Genomic DNA, 18,794 nt, shown 5'->3' with positions numbered 1-18,794 from the left:
ATAATAAACTATTCCCATTTTAATCTCAAACGTGAAGGAGTACACCCAATGCTGCGGACACGCAAAATACGCTGGCTCAGTGGAACGATGGTTCTGCTGGCAATTCTAACGCTACTGCTACCTCAGGCGTTGCTGCCACAAGCTGCAGCGGCTCAGGCACAGACAAGCGGAATCGATGCGGTACTTGTAGCCGATGTAAGTAACTCGATGAATACAAGTGACCGTGACAAGATTAGTAATGAAGCCATGAAAATGTTTATTGATATGCTGCCCGTCCAGGGGGACAAGGTAGGGATTGTCGCTTATACCGATCAGGTGGAGCGGGAAAAGGCTATGCTGGAGATTCAGTCCGATGCGGACAAGAGCAGCCTGAAGGATTTTATTGATCAACTCGGCCGGGGGCCATATACAGATGTCTCTGTTGGTGTCGCCGAAGCCGTCAACATACTGAATCATGGTGCAGACCCATCCCACTCGCCGATGATCGTGCTGCTGGCGGATGGCAACAATGACTTTAACAAAACCAAAGGCCGTACACAGGCACAATCTGATGCTGACCTGGCAAAAGCCGTGAAGGGAGCACAAGATCAAGGCATTCCGGTATATACGATTGGACTGAACGCGGATGGCAAGCTGAACAAGGATGCACTCGCAGATCTGGCCCAGCAGACCGGAGGTAAGTCATTCATTACCGATACGCCGGATGATCTGCCACAGATTCTGAGTGAAATCTTTGCTGATCATGCCAAACTGAATGTGGTCAAGCTGCCCTCTGTAACGGGAAACGGCAGTTATCAGGAAGTTACCGTGAATGTACCGAACGACAGTGTATTGGAAGCAAATATTTCGATCATATCCTCGAAGCCGGTGGAAGTGCAATTGACGGACCCTTCCGGACAAGCCGTGGACCTGAACTCGGATGCAGCCAAGCTCTCGACGTCGAAAAGTTACTCATTGGTGAAGCTGTTGAAACCCCAAGAAGGAGACTGGAAACTTCGGGTAAAAGGGGCTCCAAAAGACAGTATCGATATCAACCTGTTGTTCAACTATGATCTTCAGCTCGTTGTGGACCCAATTAAGACCAAGTCCCATACCAAAGGAGACAAGGTTGATCTTGCAGCCAAACTGGAGAATGGCGGTCAGCCGCTTCAGGATAATGATCTGTATACAGATATGAAGGCCACGCTGATTGTGAAAGATGTGGATACAGGCAAAAGTGAAGAACAACCGCTGAAAAACACAGGTTCTGGTTTTGACGGAACGTTTGAAGTACCGGACAATCATAACTATGAATTAGTCATCCGTGCGGAAGAAGACAGCTTCTACCGTGAAAGTGAGCCAATCACGATCAACGCGAGCGGAGCAGCCGGAAGTGCATCTCAACCAACAACGTCTGGCGGTGAACAGGACAAGCCGTTTCCTTGGTTGCCTGTCATCCTGGGTGTTATAGCTCTGATTGTGGTCGGTGTTGGTGCCTGGTTCCTGATGGGTTGGCTGAAACGCAAAAACCGGGGATTTGTAGGTCAGATGGTTGTGGAGATTCGTGATGAGAACACGGGCGACAAGTCCTATCCGCAATATAAAAAGCTGGTATCCTTCCGGGGCAGATTCCATCTGCATCAGTTGTTGCAACTGGACCCTGAGCTGAAGGAAACCGAAAAATATGTATTTACGCCCAGCAATGGGGATCGAATTATCATCCGTAACACTGCAGGCGGTACGCTGGAGAAATCCGGTCGTGCAGTCGATGCAAGCTCAGGCGTTGAACTGAAGAACGGTGACCGACTGAGCATCCCGCTGCAACAGGCGGACAAGACCATTTTAATTGAGTATTTGGTGTAAGTTGATTGTTTGGTTTAAAAGGAATGCAAATTTAAGTTGGTACTAACCGTTTACACGAGAACGCAGAGGACAGAAAAAAGCTGGAGAAGCGAAGCGTTCGCCTAAAAGCTTTCTGAAAGAAAGCTACATCGGAAGCATACGCTATCCTCAGATTTTTCCCTTTAGAAAAGGGAACCAAAAAAATCTGAGGATAACAGCGATCGGAAGGTTACTCTGTCATCGGAGTGGCAAGTGTAATGAGTTTGTGCCCAACTGGTCTAACTAAAGGGAGGACAACGAATGAAACCGATTGTTAGAGAACATATTCAGCAACTGGATGTATCACTTGGCGGAGGTATTGTCAGTGAGAAGATCAGAGTTGATACAATTGATAATCCCATTCTGATTATTGGTTTGGGAGGAACGGGAATTGATGCGTTGCTGCGTCTCAAATATCAGATTAACCGTCGTTTCAAGCTGCCACAGGACCCGGTATCCAAGAAAAAAATGGACAAGCCGGACAATGTGGAGTTTCTGGCTTTTGAGACGAACGAACAGGACCGTGCCAAAAAGTATAAAGGGATCGGACTTGATCCGATCAATGAATTCGTGCTGCTGTCCAATGCCGAGATTGGCGGACTGCTGCAGAACCGCAGTGTGCTGGAGCCATATATTACAGACTGGCTGTCTCCGGAACTGAGCATCACGGACGGCATGAACGGCGCCGCAGGGGTGCGTCAGGCTGGACGTCTGCTCCTGTTCACCAAGATTAATCAGGTCGTGCAGGCCATCGACAAAAAGATCAAAACCTTATCCGTAGGCACCAACAAAAAACTGATGGTGTTCCTGCTGACAGGTCTGTCCGGCGGTACAGGCAGCGGTTGCTTCCTCGATATTTCCTATATCGTGCGCGGTATTATCGAACGTGATCACGGCTCAGCCGGGATTGACCGCGTGAATACGCTGGGATATCTGTTCACGCCAGACGTGAACCTGTCCAACAAAAGCTTGAGCGAACACACTCGCGAATACATTCGCAAGAACGGATATGCTGCGCTCAAAGAGCTGGATTATTGGATGAACGTGGATAGCCGCGGTGAGCGGTTTACACAGAAGTACGGCAATATTTTAACAGTTAACTCACCACTGCCGCCATTTAACCTGTGTCACCTGATCTCAGCGACGAATACCGAAGGCAAATTGTTGGAGAACGCCTACGACTACTGCATGAACGTCACGGCCGAGAACATTACCAACTTCATGGCAAGTGAGGAGAAGCAGTCGGGTGAGGAGTTCGCGATCCATGACTATATCAGCAACATCCGGACCAACATTGCACAGATGAACAAGGTGTACCCAGCGAACTATGATTACAACATCATCGGTGCATCTTCGGCTGTACTGCCAATCGAAGAGATGACCACATATCTGGCGTATCGCATGTTCGACAAAATGAACACCATGTTCTCCAAAGCACCAAACCAGGAGGATACCGAGAAGTTTGCCCGCAAGCTGGGCATTGATCTCGAAAGTGTGGTCAAGTCCTTTGAAGCCCGCGTGCCAGAGCCGCTACCTGGTTATCAGAACAGTGAACGCTTATCCTATGGCAACGTGGTGAAATCACAGGTTGTGAATATGGACACCGAACTGGAGCAGAACTTCCTGGCGCGTGCCCGCGAGGAATATATCAAGGCGAAGAAACAGCTGCCGGGCGAGATTGCCGGTCAGTTCACCGAACAGATCCGGCGTATGTTTTTGCACCCCGAACAAGGTCCGTTCTATGTCTCTCGTCTAATTTATACGGAAAAAGGGTTCTGTGTACTGAAAATGATTCAGTCGTACATCGAAACGCTGCGTGAGAATGCCTTCCGCATTCCGCGTGATATTGAAGCAGCTCAGGAGCAGTCCGAAGAGAAACTGGGAGATGCAAAGAGTGCATTTGTCTCCAAAGAGAAGAAAAAGAATGCTTATATTGAAGCAAAAATTCATGAGTACTGGCTGCACGCCGACGTGGAACGCAACGATCAGATGATCGAGTTCTATGAAGATCTGTATGAGTTGCTGAATCAGGAAAACAGCCGCATTTATAACGTATTTACTGAGACGCTGAACGCCCTTAGCTCGATATTTGCCAAGAACGGCGACCTGCTGACACGTGGCGAAGAACAAGCCGATCACAAAGGCAACAAAACATATTACTGGAACGTTGTAAGTGTACCGGATATCGTCAATGTGGTGGACGGGCTGTTGGATAAACGTGATACAGATGATCTGATCCGTGACTTCTCCCGTGAATTGCTGGAAAACTCCAGCCAGTGGGTGAAAGAAAACGAGATTGATATCGTCAGCTCCATCTCTGACTTCCTGAGTGAGAAATTCGGTGATCTGATTACACGTTCCATGGAAGATTTCCTGGTGATCAAGTACGGTCAGGATGAGTCGGTTGAGAAATTCGTGGAACGTTTCATTGCTGGCAAATTGGATGATGAAGCCGTTCCGGTGTTCAATCTGAGCAACAGTACAGGCAGTCTGCATTTCCCTTCATGGGGATTTGTATCGGTACCTGCACAGGCGCCGGGCATTCTGAAAGGGATTCGCAATTATCAGAACAATGCCGTGGGCAAATCTCATTTTACCGTTAAGGAAAGTGAAGTGCGTAACCGGATTTTCTGGCTGAATACCCGCAACGGAGTACCGCTCTTTGTGTATACACCGCTCAAGGTATATGAGGAAAGTTATGAACGTACCATTTTGGACAAAGAAGGCATTGGTCGTCACTTGGTACAAACGGAGAAAAACAACTGGACCTATCTGCCGTCTCCGATTCCAGAGAAATCATGGGGAGATGTGTACGAGAACACCCGCGTGAAGCAGTATAACGCCCGTGTGCGTAGCGAATTCGAGCAGGCGCTCGGATACAACATCGTGACAGCCAAATCCATTGATGAGAATACAAGCAACCGGTATGCGATTGTGACAACAGAAGCGTTTGACTTGTCTGCCAAACTGGGAGCCTACGACATGCGTCTCACGTCCACCACGCCGAACCTCGGCGAAGTGAAGCGGGCGGTGATCGAGCTGAAACGTCTGCAATCCGAAGGGTTGCCACGTGTAGGGGTTAAGGATATTTTCGGCAGTATTAATGAAGATATGGCCAAAGAAAACCTGGTACGCTCTCCGCAGTTGATCGCACGTGTACGTGAGGAACTGGCAAAGATGAATGCCATCTCGGCTAAAGTCGCCGAACTCGAAGGCATTCTTGCCCAGTACCAGGACGAAGAGCAATGGTATGACCGCTTCATCGAAGCGTTATATACCGACACCATCGTCAAAAAAGGTGCCCTCTACGTCTATGACCGTGACCCGGAAGAAGATGCATGGGAGCCATTCGCTAACCTGATGAAGAGCCGTAACTTTGCCGAGTATGAAGTGTTTGGCAACTTCCGCGGTCTGGCTGAGAAGGATCGCAGTACATTGCTGCGTAAAGCCTCCCGCCGCGATAACGATCTAACCGCTTCAGAGGATATCACCCCACTGCTGACAAAGCTGGATGATCTGGCTGCACTGTTCATGGAATCGCGCGATCGTCTCGAATACGAGCGGGTAGAACTGGCTAACGGAGAAGACATCTATCAGTTCTACAGAACGATGTCGTCCAAGCTGAACGACATTCGCAGAAGGCTGAAGTAAGATGGTGGCCGGGATGGAGTTCAATTCGAACAATACCCTGAAGCGTGATCTGGAGAAATATGCAGAGCAGTATGCAATAGAGCAGGAGCGTCAAGGCAGCCTGGGTGATGGACGCAGCAGTATCCATTACCCGGCGCTGTTCCTGTTTGTGGGTGATCTGGTTGCACCTGCTGTGTCTGCTGTGCAGGAGATCAATCGGCTGAAATGGGATAACGGAGACGGTGTAGTCTACGTTCAGATTGGGACAGAAGATCAGAAAGAGCACCCGGTTGAAACGAGGAATGTTGGCTCGTCCGATGATGGTCAGGTGACTCGTCACCGCTTGCCTCTGTCCGCTGGGCAGACGGAGCGATCGTCCAAAACACGGCGTAAGGATGTACATCGCAGTTTCCACGAATCGGATCAGGCGCTCTACGATCTGAATCGTACGCTTCGTTGGGTAAGTAACCGGATTGCCGAATATGGACGGTTATACTCGTCATTTGATCGGATTTACGTTACGGTGGTAACCAGAGCGGATGATCCGCTGAATGTATTGTTGCCAGAGCTCACCAAGCTGACGGAGACCATTTTGTCCCAAGCCTTCAAGTCCGTGCAGACGGATCTGCATGTATTGGTCAGTGAGATGGAACAGGTGGATTCCTTCGGGTATGCCAGCGCAGCAGGCCTCGCTTTTCTGAGGGAACTGGATTATATGCAGTCCTTGGACTACACGTTCAGCGGTAATCTGCTGGTGACGGAGGATGGGATCTCCATTCCGGTTACACATCCCGCGTCTCCTTTATTCGATCTCGTCTATATATTGTCGGACAAAAATGAGCGTGGAACTGGCGTCCCCGGTGGTTGGATCGAGAATGCCGAGATCATCTGCCGAATCTGCCTGCTGAAGAACCGGAAGCAGGATACGGATCACTCGGGTACTGTTTCAAGCACCGGAGCGAACACGTACAACAATACATCCTTTAAAAACAATATTCGTACCACCTCTGATCAGCACGGTTATGCAAGCGCGGGTTTTGCCGAGATCAGGCGGCCCAACAAACCGATTGCGCTGACGGTGTTATATCACCTGTATCGGTATCTGCTCGCACGTATGTGGCAGGAGCCGGATTGGAGCATCAAGGACAAACTCGCTTTCTTCGGACTGGATGCGGCCTCGGTGGAACGCAAAGTCGAAGGTCTGCTGCCCGATGAAGATCTGGTTAGTGGCATGAGCGGCATCATGACGCATAACGTTGGTTTCTCTGAGCTGAAGCCGCTCTCCCTACGTGAAGCGGAGAGAGCGTTGTTTGGACAAGGAGCCGAAGCGTACTTCCGCGATAACGTTGTTCGTCTTGTTGAAGAGCGTGTGCGCGAACGCAGCTCTGGCGGCTCTCTGGGCCGTCAGGCCGAACAATCTCGCGCGGAGCATCCAGAGGTTGGTTACTTCCAGTGGGCGGCCTGGAGTGACAGTGAGCCTGGCAGTGTACGTGAAGCGCTGCTCGGACTGATTCGGGATAAATCGATGCAGCTTGAATCCGCACGTGCTCTGCTGGAGCAACGTCAGCAAGAGCGCGTGGAAGATCAGTCGTTCAAACGAGCGTTGTTCCGTGATAAACAGAATGTACGCAATCTGATTGACTGCATGCTGGAGCGAGTGTATGTACCGAAGGTAGAATTACTGCGACTGGAAAATGAATTACATCTGCTGCGTATCTACGATACGGAGATGGAAGAACTTCACCGTTTTAGTCGCCACATCACAGCAGCACTTGAAGCGCTGGAACGCACACTGCGAGAGACAGCTGCCCAAAGTATCGCCGCTGCCGATGAATACATCGGCCAGAACGTGATGGAGTACTACGGCAAAGTGACGGAAGAGCTAATCATCGACCTGGAAGCCAAACGCGGACGGGACGTATGGTTTGAGGACCGTTACATGGGAGACATGAACCGGCTTGCCACAGAAGGCGATGATCGTCTGCTGAAACGGTTGATGGAGGTATGTCACTCGTTGCTGCTTACGGCCGAGCCGCTGCAATTGCCATTTGAAGAAGAGCTGTTGCAGCGGGCCAATGTGACGATTGCCTACGGAGACAAAGACGTATTGACCCGGGATGATCTGTTCCGCAGGTTGTACCACACGCTGGAGGATCAGGCCGTCGTTAGGGTCCGGGTATTCGATTATACACAGGAACATCGGTATGAAGAGAAGTATTTCTTTGGTGACCATCATAGTGCTTTCATGGACTACGCGGCACATGCCGAAGAGACGTCACGCATCTACAAGCTAGGTGTGGTGTACGAAGAACGCAGCAGTGGCGTGGAGAAGCTGAATCTGATGGGCGGTTTCCATCTGGAGGATCTCATGGTGTATCGGAACGGTAAGGTATATTATGACTCCTATACGGAGAATGGCTATGAACTTCACCCCGCAGGTCTGGTGGAGAAGTTGTCGCCCATGCGTTAAGACGCCGACGGTGTCATGACACCCTGCTACAATCTTGTATTAACTCAGCCTGTTACGGCTGGTATGGAAAGGATGCATGTAGACATGCAGCGAAAAATCAATCTTCTCCTGGTCCTGTTCAGCCTGATTGGCGGGGCAGTGGGCTTTGCGGCAGGAGAAATCATGCTGCGTCAATGGCTTGGGGAGATGCCGCGTCTGTTGCTGATGGGATTATACTTTGGCGTACTGGCGCTAAGCGTTGGATTGTTCTGTTTAATCGCAGAGATGATCTCACCCAAGCTGAATGGTGCTTCATGGAAGCTCCGGTATCTGGGACTGTCGTGGAAATTGCTTGTTCCGGCGACACTGGCTCTGTTGTTTGTTGCTGGACTCGCCCTGCAATTGTTGTATCAGATCAATCCGGGCGGTGTGAAGCAAGTGAAGGACATCGTACTAATGATCGACAACTCGGGCAGCATGAATGATACAGATCCGGATAACGGACGCTTTGAAGCCGCCAAGACACTAATCAGCCAAATGGAGAGTGACAAACAGGTAGCTGTCATTACGTTTGATGATCAACCGCAGTTGTTGCAGCCGTTTATTGCGCTGGATAGTGAAGCGGCCAAGAATGAGGTTTATAGCAAAATCGATGGCATTGTCACAACTTCGGGCGGCACCAATTTTGATGCCGTGCTGCGGGAAGGCATGGAACAGATTCAGGCCAAACAGGACCCAAAACGCGGTACCGTGATCATCTTGTTATCCGATGGCTTCAGTGAAGCGGATACGACCGATATTTTGTCCCAATATAACAACGAACAGATTGCCATTAATACAGTCGGCCTTAGTCTGGTAGACCCTTCGGGTACGGATTTGCTGCGTAATATTGCTCAGCAAACGGGTGGCATGTACTATGATGTACCAGATTCCGGTGGTCTAAACCTGGCATTCCAGCAGATCTACGATACGATTGATGAACGGACGCTGGTAACGGAGCGTACAGGCATGATGGAGCATAGCGTTTATCTGGCGATATTCCGTGTAGCAGCAGTGTTACTGATTGGCGTGGCGCTGGGTGTGTCACTCGGACTTGTATTTGATAACCGTCATCTCGCGCTCAGCTTTGGTATTGGTGGTGCGGTGTCGGGTCTGCTGGCAGGGCTTCTGCTCGAATGGGGCCTCGACGGTTCGAACGTGGGTGATACATTCGTACGACTTGGTGCGATGCTCATTTTGTCTGGCGTATTGACCCTCTTCTCCTGGATTGTACCGATTAAGGAGAACACGCCGCGGAAGAGCCGAGGTCGTCGTGAAGCTGGCGGCGGAACTTCTTCTGCCGAAGGGTTTGGTCAGAGACCAAGAGATACACACAGCAAAGGATTCTAACGTCGGGAGGTCAATGGAAATGCGGTTTACGGATGCAGACCCTTCGACACCCTTGATTCGAAAACTGACACTTGCGGTGGACGAAGGACGTTGTACACTTCGCTGGCTCTGGCCGGAACGGGTAGAAGCTGTGTATGTGGAACGGCTGGAGCTGGATATGATGAGCGATGATCGTACCGGGGAAGAGCCTGCACAGGGCAAGCTGAAGCTGTACACGAGAGAGGAATATAAGGCGAGCAATGGTTACACGGATCGGATCACAGGTTTTGGTGCCATCAAGTACACCGTGTATGTGTGTCAGATGGAGGAAGAGGGACCTGTGCTGATCCGTCAACGAGACGAGGACAACATGGTGATTGCAAGCGCAGGGAAGGCAGATATCCGCTTTTCCATTCGCTACAAGAGCGGTTTTTTTCAGAAGCGAAAAAGTGTACTGATCACCGTCACAGCGGAAGTACCTGTTCCAAAGGAAGCCCTCTGTTATGTTCGCAAGCAGGGCGGGGTTCCGCTGAATAAGGAAGATGGTACGGTGTATCCTTTTGTGAGTGATTTTGCTCCCGGAAGAAATGAGATGCCGCCCGTTGAAGTCGCCAAGGATGATTATGTGCGATTATTCTTCACGGACGGACCGAAATATGGAGCCGCCTATCGGCTTATATCAGACTAGATAGTTGGACTAGCGATGGGAAGGTTACTCTGTCATCGTAGTGCAAGTGTAAATCACCTTAGTCTGACTGATCAGGGGAGGGGAGTGGCTATGAGCTTTTTTAGTCGGTTTTTGAAGAGACAACAGCCGGAGGAACGTCCGCTGTTTTACGATATTGTATGCCCTTATTGTTTCAGCAAGTTTTCACCAGAAGAGGTGGTGTTCCGTGCCGCCCATCACCGCGATGATGATGAGGACTACGCACTCGGGGAAGATGCGAAGTTGAATCGGTATCGCGAAAGGTTCGGACTCGACACGGTATTTGATATGGAGGCTGTATTGGCTCCGCATGATGTACCGGAGGAACATCGCATTTATTCAGATAACATCGTGATGGGTCTGAACGATCGGTATGGTGTCGTTACGCGCCGCCGATTGTGTCCGCAGTGTCATAACGAGCTACCTGTTACGGCAGGTAAAGCACCGAGCAACATCATATCCATCATTGGTGCATCCCAGGTAGGTAAATCCGTCTACATGACTTCATTAATTCATACGTTGCAGCATTATACGGCCGATCATTTTGACGCGGCTTGCATGCCATTGAATGCGGAGATCAGCCGCCGGTTCCGTGCGGATTATGAAGAACCGTTGTTCGAACGGGGGGATCTGCTGGATTCCACACAGAAGGAAAAGTTGCAGGAGCCGTTTATCTTTCAGTTTGTGTTCAAGGATGAAGATAAAGCACCGCTGACACTGGTTTTCTTTGACGTTGCAGGTGAAGGTATGGTGGAGCAGGATTATCTCGGACTTCACGGGCAGCACATCAAGAACTCGGCAGGTATTCTGTTTATGGTGGACCCGCTTCAGATTCGTTCAATTCGGGACAAAATCCGCATTAACCTCGGCAATGAGCCGGGAGAGTGGACACCACGATACGATGAGCCACGTGACGTGGTACTGACGATGTTCGGAGATTTTATCGCGTATCAGGATAAAGCCAAGACCAATATTCCAACAGCCGTTGTGCTTACGAAAAGCGACATGCTGCATTCCCTCAAGGATGAAGAGGGCGATTATATCAAATCCAACAGTAATGTCTTCCGCAACATGGTGCACCGCGATTGGTTTGACTTAACCGAGTTCGAGAATATCGACGGGGAGATCCGGCGTTTTATCGAGAAGGTGGATCGTCCGTTCAAGGGAACGATGGATGTGTACTTCAAGGATACAGCCTATTTCGCAGTATCTGCGTTGGGCAGTAATCCGGTGGATATGAAATTGCAGGGTGTGGTTAGCCCGATCCGCGTGGATGAACCCTTCCTGTGGCTGCTGTACAAGCTGAAGTACATTGAGGGGAGAGTGGGATGATGCGTTCTTCCATAACCCCGCCCATTGAACAACAGTTGTATACCCGAGAGCGGCGCGGGGTGTTTCGCACAACAGAGGGGTTTGATACGGTTGCGGCATCGCCGGGACTGGACCCTTCTTTTATCAAAAAAGTGCTTCACCCCTACTGTGTCTATGACGCTCCAGCGGAGCTAACAGGCCGTAGCGAGAAGGACGAGACGAAGTTTCCAGCTTCCATTCACCTGCTTCATCTGGAGAGTGGAGAGACGATCCTTGGGCAAAATGTGTACCAGTCTGCGGATTTCACCGGGCTGCGCAGTGCCTTTTTTGCACATAATTACGTCTTGTCTCCCGAACGCTCGGAAGAGCAGATGAAACAAGGCGGCTGGCTGGATGCCGTGTTCGCCACGTCCTATGACATCGAACAAGGTACAGTTCTGCCGGCGCTTGCTGAATTGCCTATATCACCTAGGAGCGGACAGGGTGGGGCGACCGATGCTGTCGTAGGATCACCAACCCAAGTGCTGAGCGCTTTGAAAATGAACGAAGTGCTGTTCAAGCGCCTGCTCTATGCGGTAATGCAGTCTGTAGCGACACGCAGAAAAGTATACATTGCGCTGGACCTTCCCGCAGAGGAAGTGACCGCAGGGGCCAAAAAATTGTTACGTTTGCTGTACACGGCTTTACCCTACGCATTCCGGCGGCAGCTGGGATTCATGACGTTTGCCAAGGAGCCACAGGCCAAGAAGGGCATTCACGTCCAGTTTGTAGAGCGAGGAACGTTGCGTCCGAAAGACCGGAATACGGAGAAGGATTTCACCTTTGATCTGGTATCCGGCAGAGTGACACATGCGGATGCATCTGTGGCGAAGTTACCTTATGCGGAATTCGCCTGGGCCTTATTGCAGGAACCTGGTGCCGCGGATGCGTTCTATACGTTTGCGGATGAAATGTTGTCCGGCATGGAACCTGGGCGGGAACTTTCCTTTGAAGCATATGGAGAACTTGCGGTGTTCTATGGTCTTGAACAAGGCATGGAAGACCTGTATCTGGATAACAAAAGTCATGTCCTGAGTGGCTTACTGACCTATTTGAAGCCGGAAGGTGGATCGCAGCAACGTTCCCGTCTGAACGAGCTGTTCCTGACCTTGCTCAGCAGGGAACTGGACAGCGTGAAGCGTGAGAACGTACCCGAAGAAGACGTCGCAGCTCGCATTGGAGAATATTTCAGTGTTGCCGCGCCTGTGGTGCAATCCCGGATTGTGGACTATTTCATCTACGGTGTGAATAATGCCCGCGCCCAGAAGCGTATGCGTGCTGTGCAGGAATTGTATGCTGTGCTGGATCGGGATCCGCAGCTGAATCGAGCTTTCTTTGATAAAGTGCTGGCTAATGAATCGCTTACCAAGCTGTTGTTCGAGCCTTATCTGGACAATCAGCTGAAACGCACGGAATCGGCAGCGAACGTTGTGGAAGTGATCCGAAGATGGGTTACGTCCCATCCATCTGCGATCCACTACAGCTTCTTGCAGGAGCGGACAGCCAATGAGCTGCGTGAACGGTTATGTTCTGCGCCTAATCCGGTACAATCTGCGAATGAAGCCCTCCAGCGTGTTAGCATACTGGATCGGGTATCCGCTGATGTCACCTATGATACAGGCATTACGGCACGAATTGGTCAATCTGAAGCTACAGTCCGCCCTAATCGAAAAGGGGGATCTCCGTCTGCCAGTCAAGATCCGGCATATCAGGAGGAGTTAACCCGCCTTGCAGACAAGCTGGCTTATGTCATTAACCTGTTTATGATTCAGGATCTGGATCTGGAACGGGTTAACCGTGAACAGCTGTTAAGCATTGATATTTTGCAGCATGGTAATGAGGTTCGGGATTGGGCGGCACGTCAGGGCTCTGATGTATCTGCTCGAACGAACATGATGCTGGCTGCGAGAGCGTGGCTTAGTGGCGAGGGGAATGAAGAAGAGGCATTGGAGGCACTTTCCCTGGCAGAGCGCAATGAACTTCAACGCTGGACGCGTCGCTGGCTTGCCGGAGAGCTGCAGACTCATCCGGGGATCGCGGCATATGAAGCTTTGCCGATGGCTTTTTACCGGGGAGGAAGCGGCAGCAATCGGTTGGATTATCCTGGCCTGATTGAATTCATCCGCACCAATGCGAGTCGTGCTGAAGGGCTGTATCCATTCTTCGAATGGTCAGGAGATCATCGAATGTTTGTCCGGGGTTCCAATGCGCATAAAGGATATGCGGATGCCATCGTGGCGTATTTCAAAGCCCATGACCGTGAAGCTTTCAAGTCGAAGTCAGCTTTCAAACCGTATTACGTAAGAGCCAGCAAGACAATGAAGCCGGTCTATGATCGTGCGAAGACGGAATTGTCCTCTCCACTGGTGCGGATGCTAACGGGTAAAAGGAAAAATCTGTTCGGATTAATCCTCTTGATCCTGGTTCTTGGTATTGCTGGCGGTACATATGCATGGATGAAAGATTCTGTAGAGCCGCCAGCGGCATCCCCTCCATCTCCCCAGGAGCCTGTCATACCGGCTGAACCTGAGGTGCAGCTCGCGGAGCAGATTGCTTATATGATTCCTGCGAGTGACCAGGAGGGTACGGAATTACCTGCTCAACTGGTGATCCGTTTCAGGAATGATACGGGAAGCACTGAGTTTGAGCAAGGCAAACTTCAATTGACGATGAAGGATGATAGCACTCAGGAGTTGGATACTACAGGTAAGTGGGAGAGTTTTAATCGGAATGTGGAGCCAGATAAGCAAGTTCCTTCCGATAGTAGTTCAGGAAGTACTTCCGAAGGGAGTACGGATGGGTCGTCAGCGGGAAACGCGGGGAACTCAGAGCAGACGGAGGATGGCGATCAACAGGCCGATCCTTCAACATCTGGTGATTCCACTTCAGATCCTGCTACCGATACAACAACGGATACAGGGACGAATGCATCGTCTAATGCTGCGAGTGGAGACACGGATCAAGGTACGGATGCAGATCAAGTTACTGGTTCCACATCGCCTGACACATCTGTATCTAATGAACAGGATGCGGATGCGAACACTCCTGCACAGATGTCTATTGGAGAGGTAGATCGTCTCTATCCGTATGGATTGCAGATTGATCTTCCAGCGAATATGGATGCCGAGAGCATTGTCAGTGTGAAGAGTACGCAGGGCAGTATGACGGTGATCCAATTGATGCCACAGCCTAAGCTGTAAAGCATATTAATTGAGCGTATTGCATAGATTCATTAAGTGTGTTTTGATCCATTAATGAAAAATGCTGACTTCATACTTATTAAATAGGCGTATGTGAGATGACCTTGAACTTGAATTTCAAGGTCATCTTTTTTTGTTTGATATGGCGGCTGGATAGATTGAACTAACATTTACACAAAAACGGAGAGGACAGAAATAACCTGAAGAAGTGAAGCGTTCGCCTAAAAGCTTTCTAAAGGAAAGCTACATCGGAAGCATATGCTATCCCCGGATTTACCCTTTACAAAAGGATCAAAAAATCTGGGGATAACAGCGATCAGAAGGTTGTTCTGTCATCGGAGGGGCCACATTCACAATTCGGACACAAAATTTGCGATTCAAGAGTTTGAAAGACAGTCAGAAGTGATAAAGTGCGCGGAATGAATGAGAAAAGATCTCATGTGTACTTGAGAAAAGAGGGGGATTCCTGCTATAGAAAGACCAAATAAAGCACAAAAAGAGAAGAAAATTTGGTTTTTTATGTTGACAAATGATAATGATTATCAGTATCTTTAGTGTAGAAGATATTTGCGTCGGAAATACACAGAATTTCAATTTCGTTTTTGTTGCCATAGCCGGATTACATAACCGGGATAAATGAGAGAGGGATGATCGCATGTTTCGTCTGGAGACGACCAAGCTGGATATCGCTTATGAGGAAAGACTAATTGTAGAGGATCTGAACATTCAGATTCCCCAAGGAAAAATTACAGCACTTGTTGGAGCCAATGGTTCAGGGAAGTCAACCATCCTGAAAACGATGGCACGTATTATGGCTCCAAAAGCAGGTAATGTATTGCTCGACGGGAAGTCCATCCATAAACAGTCCACGCGTGAAGTTGCCAAGCAACTTGCGATTTTGCCACAGAATCCAACAGCCCCTGAAGGTCTTACCGTTACTGAACTGGTATCGTATGGTCGCTTTCCTTATCAAAAAGGATTTGGTTCCATGCGTGCGGAAGATAAACGTATGATTGAGTGGGCTATCGAAGTGACAGCCATGACTGAATTCCATGATCGTCCGATTGATCAACTGTCCGGTGGACAGCGTCAACGTGCCTGGATTGCTATGGCACTTGCACAAGAAACAGATATCCTTTTCCTGGACGAGCCGACTACGTTCCTGGATATGGCTCACCAGCTCGAAGTATTGCAATTACTGGAGCAACTGAATGCCACAGCCAACCGTACCATTGTTATGGTTGTGCATGACTTGAATCATGCTTCCCGCTACGCACATCACATGATTGGTATCAAAAAAGGTAAAGCCATCGCTCATGGTTCACCTGTGGAAGTTATGAATTCGGATGTACTTCGTGAAGTATTTAACATTGAAGCAGATATCGTGATTGATCCACGCTCCGGTGTACCGCTCTGCTTGCCTTACGCTCTTGCAGGCGAACGTCAGCAATCGAAGACGCCAGAGCAGATGGTCATGAACAGTGCGATGGTTCATGCTGGAGGACGGACAGAACCACGTGTTCAAGCGACAGGAAGTTAACGAAATGGGCCATATGTGGTCCATACATTATAGAATGAAGCCGCTGTGCGCTATTGCACGCGGCTCTTTTGCATTCATGGGAGCAATGGAATATGGGGAGATCCGAGATTTGGTAATCGCATCGGATCAGGTCTATAATAATAGGACAGGCTGTGGGTTCATTGGTTATGCCAACGTGCTCGCAACAGCCCAAACCAACATATGTCATGGGAGGAATCAGTCATGTCCGTATATTCATATCAGGCGGTAACCACCGCTAACCAAGAAGTCTCACTGGATCTGTATCAAGGTAAGGTATTGGTCATTGCCAATACAGCCAGCAAGTGTGGGCTGACCCCGCAATACGGTGAATTGCAAAAGCTCTATGATCGTTATCGCGATCAAGGCTTGGTTGTACTGGGTTTCCCTTGTAACCAGTTTGGAGGGCAGGAGCCAGGTACAAGTGAGGAAGCGGAATCATTTTGCCAGATTAACTATGGCGTGAATTTCCCGGTGTTTGCCAAGGTAGATGTGAATGGTGAGGAAACCCATCCCCTGTTCCAATACCTGAAGGAGCAACAACCTGGCGTAGGTGAAACAAGCGACATCCAATGGAACTTCACCAAGTTCCTTGTTAACCGTGAAGGTGAAGTGGTAGGTCGTGTTGAACCAAAGGAATCACCGGAGACAATGATTGCAGACATCGAAAAATTACTCGGTTAATACATGAATGTTGAGAAGCCTATCCTTGCATTAGCGAGGATAGGCTTCTTTGATGAATTTGTATACGTGGCTTTATTCTCATCACAGGTAGGAGTTGGCTCCATGATTGCGTTTAATTCTTTATTGTTGTCTCTAGACCATGACATTTAAAGTTATGGTTGGGATTTTTCATTACCTCATCTTTTTGAAGTTCATACATTGCTAATTTATAGTTTATTTCTTCTAAGTGTTTGAAGCTTTCGTCAATTTTCTTCTGTACCTCCAATTTATGCTGAATCAACATTTCTTCTCTTGTTAAAAATGTTGTGTTTCCTAATTCATAAAGTTCTTTATATGCCTTTATTTGCGACAGGGGCATGCCTGTCTCTTTGAGACAACGAATAAAAGAGATCCATTCTAATTGTTGTTTGTTATACACTCTTCGACCTTTTTCATCACGAGAGATATTTGGTAAAATCCCTTGTTCTTCATAAAATCGAAGTGTTTTTGCAGATACATTTAAATTCTCAACTACATATGTCATTGAATATACCATTTTAATTAACCCCTTTTAGTTACAGTTACTGTAACTAAAATATATCATAAATAAAATTAAACAACAAAAAATATCATATATGATCACATGATAATAATTTCTTTACTTGACGTTAAGGTAACTAATTATACTGTAGTAGAAAAGATAATATGAGAGCGAGGGTAATTGGATGAATCAAAGATACAGTGGATTAGTTGAATCCTTCACATTTAAAAGTGGAATAACAATTAAGAATAGAATCGTTATGGCACCTATGACAACTTGGTCAAGCAATGACGACCTAACCATTTCGGATGAAGAAGTGGAGTATTACAAACAAAGAGTGAACGGGGTAGGACTTGTCATTACAGGATGTACTCATGTAACACCTAATGGGCAAGGTTTTACGAACGAATTTGCGGGGTACAATGATGAATTTTCTCCAAGTTTACGAAAGTTGGCCGATGCAGCAAAAAGTGGTGGCTCTCCTGCCATCCTGCAAATTTTCCACGCTGGAAATAAAGCCCTACCAGAATTAGATGCAGTTAGTGCGAGTGCATTGGAGCCTGAAATTACTGTTTTAGGTTCAACGCCAGAAACAAGGGAGTTATCTCACGAGGAGATTTTATCAATTATACGTGCTTTTGGAGACACAACAAGACGAGCGATTGAGGCCGGATTTGATGGTGTTGAGATTCATGGGGCTCATGGATTTTTAATTCAGAATTTTTGGTCGCCGTCGACAAATCACCGTACGGATCAATGGGGTGGATCGCTTGAGAATCGCTTACGTTTTCCATTGGCCATTATTGAAGAAGTACAAGATGTCATTCAAAAACATGCTGTAAAACCATTCATGCTAGGATACCGGATTTCTCCTGAAGAGTCCTCCAAATTGGACGGATTGCGTATGAAAGATACCTATGAACTCATTGATGTCCTTGTTAAACAGAATTTAGATTATATACATGCTTCATTAGATAATGTGTCTTCTAAGCCAGTAGATAATCCAAATGGAAGAACACGGCTTGAATTAATACTTGAAAGATCAAACGGTAAGGTGCCTGTGATGGCTGCAGGTTCTATAATGACACCCGATGATGCTGCTAAAGCTATAGAATCAGGTTTACCGCTAGTCGCTATTGGACATGCATTAATTATGGATCCTCTTTGGGTCGAAAAGGTCTTAGATGGACGAGAAGCCGAGGTGAATTCAGAATTGCATATTTCAAAACTTGATCAGCTTCGTATCCCAGAGAAACTTTCGAATGTAATTCAAGCCGCGCCTGACTGGTTTAATATTGTTAAATAAATGTAATCCTTATGGCTACTTAATAATGAAGAGCCCAATCTCTGATGAGATTTGGGTTCTTTGCAAATTCTAAAGGGTTTCGTTCGACGGTTGATTTTTCAATAAGCAGTTTGCATGTAATAGAAGTTGAGCATAAATTAAGGCTAAACCGGGGACAATGAGA

Annotated in this window: 11 protein-coding genes; 10 read left to right on the top strand and 1 reads right to left on the bottom strand. The window is 48.4% G+C overall.

Going from position 1 to position 18,794, the window contains the following annotated elements; translation table 11 throughout:
- Positions 1-48 precede the first annotated feature (48 nt).
- From MKY92_RS28150 to MKY92_RS28110, 9 genes are all read left to right on the top strand, one after another.
- A complete protein-coding gene (locus MKY92_RS28150) occupies positions 49-1,842 on the top strand; it encodes a VWA domain-containing protein (RefSeq protein ID WP_339298390.1) in 1,794 nt (597 codons plus the stop codon).
- A 279-nt stretch (positions 1,843-2,121) separates the two neighbouring features.
- On the top strand, positions 2,122-5,511 hold the full coding sequence (locus MKY92_RS28145) for a tubulin-like doman-containing protein (RefSeq protein WP_339298389.1): 3,390 nt from the start codon (positions 2,122-2,124) through the stop codon (positions 5,509-5,511).
- Positions 5,512-5,524: 13 nt separating this feature from the next.
- The gene (locus tag MKY92_RS28140) at positions 5,525-7,960 is read left to right on the top strand and encodes a transcription initiation factor TFIID (protein WP_339298388.1); all 2,436 of its coding nucleotides are present in this window, start codon (positions 5,525-5,527) and stop codon (positions 7,958-7,960) included.
- An 84-nt stretch (positions 7,961-8,044) separates the two neighbouring features.
- Positions 8,045-9,328: a vWA domain-containing protein gene (locus MKY92_RS28135; RefSeq protein WP_339298387.1), complete on the top strand. Its 1,284-nt coding sequence runs from the start codon at positions 8,045-8,047 to the stop codon at positions 9,326-9,328.
- Positions 9,329-9,347: 19 nt separating this feature from the next.
- Positions 9,348-9,995 carry a beta-mannanase gene (locus MKY92_RS28130; RefSeq protein ID WP_076209731.1) on the top strand — a complete coding sequence of 216 codons (648 nt, stop codon included), beginning with the start codon at positions 9,348-9,350 and terminating at the stop codon, positions 9,993-9,995.
- Positions 9,996-10,085: 90 nt separating this feature from the next.
- A complete protein-coding gene (locus MKY92_RS28125) occupies positions 10,086-11,345 on the top strand; it encodes a hypothetical protein (RefSeq protein WP_024632789.1) in 1,260 nt (419 codons plus the stop codon).
- A complete protein-coding gene (locus tag MKY92_RS28120; RefSeq protein WP_339298386.1) occupies positions 11,342-14,563 on the top strand; it encodes a hypothetical protein in 3,222 nt (1,073 codons plus the stop codon). Before MKY92_RS28125 ends, MKY92_RS28120 begins: the two co-directional genes overlap by 4 nt.
- A 655-nt stretch (positions 14,564-15,218) precedes the next feature.
- Entirely contained in the window at positions 15,219-16,103 is an 885-nt protein-coding gene (locus tag MKY92_RS28115) for an ABC transporter ATP-binding protein (RefSeq protein WP_091012819.1), read from the top strand.
- A 222-nt stretch (positions 16,104-16,325) separates the two neighbouring features.
- Complete coding sequence (locus MKY92_RS28110) at positions 16,326-16,805, top strand: glutathione peroxidase (protein ID WP_062836886.1); 480 nt, start codon at positions 16,326-16,328, stop codon at positions 16,803-16,805.
- 112 nt (positions 16,806-16,917) lie between these two features.
- Here the strand turns inward: MKY92_RS28110 and MKY92_RS28105 are convergent, their stop codons facing one another.
- Entirely contained in the window at positions 16,918-17,340 is a 423-nt protein-coding gene (locus tag MKY92_RS28105) for a MerR family transcriptional regulator (RefSeq protein ID WP_339298385.1), read from the bottom strand.
- A 169-nt stretch (positions 17,341-17,509) separates the two neighbouring features.
- Between MKY92_RS28105 and MKY92_RS28100 the strand changes: the two genes are divergently transcribed.
- On the top strand, positions 17,510-18,631 hold the full coding sequence (locus MKY92_RS28100) for an NADH-dependent flavin oxidoreductase (protein ID WP_339298384.1): 1,122 nt from the start codon (positions 17,510-17,512) through the stop codon (positions 18,629-18,631).
- The last annotated feature ends 163 nt before the right edge of the window (positions 18,632-18,794 follow it).

It is taken from the genome of Paenibacillus sp. FSL R5-0623 (assembly GCF_037974265.1).
In the GTDB taxonomy this organism is placed as follows: domain Bacteria; phylum Bacillota; class Bacilli; order Paenibacillales; family Paenibacillaceae; genus Paenibacillus.
This window is presented reverse-complemented; position numbering and strand designations above follow the sequence as displayed.

Coding starts and splice junctions, on each gene's coding strand:
- MKY92_RS28105 (WP_339298385.1), bottom strand. CDS start 17,340: ATGGTATATTCAATGACATATGTAGTTGAGAATTTAAATGTATCTGCA.
- MKY92_RS28110 (WP_062836886.1), top strand. CDS start 16,326: ATGTCCGTATATTCATATCAGGCGGTAACCACCGCTAACCAAGAAGTC.
- MKY92_RS28125 (WP_024632789.1), top strand. CDS start 10,086: ATGAGCTTTTTTAGTCGGTTTTTGAAGAGACAACAGCCGGAGGAACGT.
- MKY92_RS28145 (WP_339298389.1), top strand. CDS start 2,122: ATGAAACCGATTGTTAGAGAACATATTCAGCAACTGGATGTATCACTT.
- MKY92_RS28135 (WP_339298387.1), top strand. CDS start 8,045: ATGCAGCGAAAAATCAATCTTCTCCTGGTCCTGTTCAGCCTGATTGGC.
- MKY92_RS28150 (WP_339298390.1), top strand. CDS start 49: ATGCTGCGGACACGCAAAATACGCTGGCTCAGTGGAACGATGGTTCTG.
- MKY92_RS28100 (WP_339298384.1), top strand. CDS start 17,510: ATGAATCAAAGATACAGTGGATTAGTTGAATCCTTCACATTTAAAAGT.
- MKY92_RS28140 (WP_339298388.1), top strand. CDS start 5,525: ATGGAGTTCAATTCGAACAATACCCTGAAGCGTGATCTGGAGAAATAT.
- MKY92_RS28115 (WP_091012819.1), top strand. CDS start 15,219: ATGTTTCGTCTGGAGACGACCAAGCTGGATATCGCTTATGAGGAAAGA.
- MKY92_RS28130 (WP_076209731.1), top strand. CDS start 9,348: ATGCGGTTTACGGATGCAGACCCTTCGACACCCTTGATTCGAAAACTG.
- MKY92_RS28120 (WP_339298386.1), top strand. CDS start 11,342: ATGATGCGTTCTTCCATAACCCCGCCCATTGAACAACAGTTGTATACC.